Here is a 613-nt window from a genome sequence, read left to right as displayed (position 1 = left end):
CGATGCCGAGCGCCGCCCGGACGGCCTCGACGCGGCCGTAGCCGAACCAGTCGCCGGGGCCGGTGCGCACGAGGTCGCGTCCGCGTGGGTGACTCTCGAGGGGCTCGTCGACGAGGACCTCCGGGACGCCGCGGAGCACCGCAGCCGGCACCGCCGCCACCTTGCCCTTGGCGAGGTCGGCCGCCGCCGCGATCTCGTCGGCGACCGCGCGGGTCGTCACCTCGAGCGGCTTGCCGTCGGCGTCGGTGCCCCCTCGCAGGTCGTCGAGGACACGCAGTCCGTGCGCCCCCAGCGCGAAGTCGATCTGACCCACCCGCCAGGCGCGGCCCGCGGTGTCGCTGAGCACGACCCCCACCCGGACGCCGTGCCGGGCCACGAGGGCGTCGTGGAGCTGCTCGCAGATCCCGTCGGGGTCATGGGGGAGGAGCAGCCAACCGCCGCGCTCTCCCGTGTTGGAGCCGTCCACGCCGGCCGCCGCCATGATCGGACCCGCCTTGGCGCGGACGATGCGCGTCACCCCGGCTCCCACCGAGCGCTCGGCCACGACGTACTCGGTCTCACCCCGCACGACACGGTCCTTGTCGGGGTCGTGCGTGACGAGGCCGAGGGCCTT

Annotated in this window: 1 protein-coding gene; it reads right to left on the bottom strand. The window is 75.4% G+C overall.

Going from position 1 to position 613, the window contains the following annotated elements; all coding sequences use genetic code 11:
- A partial coding sequence (locus AC1DP0_RS22530) for a coenzyme F420-0:L-glutamate ligase (RefSeq protein ID WP_478088912.1) occupies window positions 1-613 on the bottom strand: 613 nt, incomplete at both ends.

It is taken from the genome of Terrabacter sp. P5_B1 (assembly GCF_056400505.1).
Note: the sequence above shows the minus strand (reverse complement) of the source record. Positions and strands in the feature narration are given on the sequence as shown.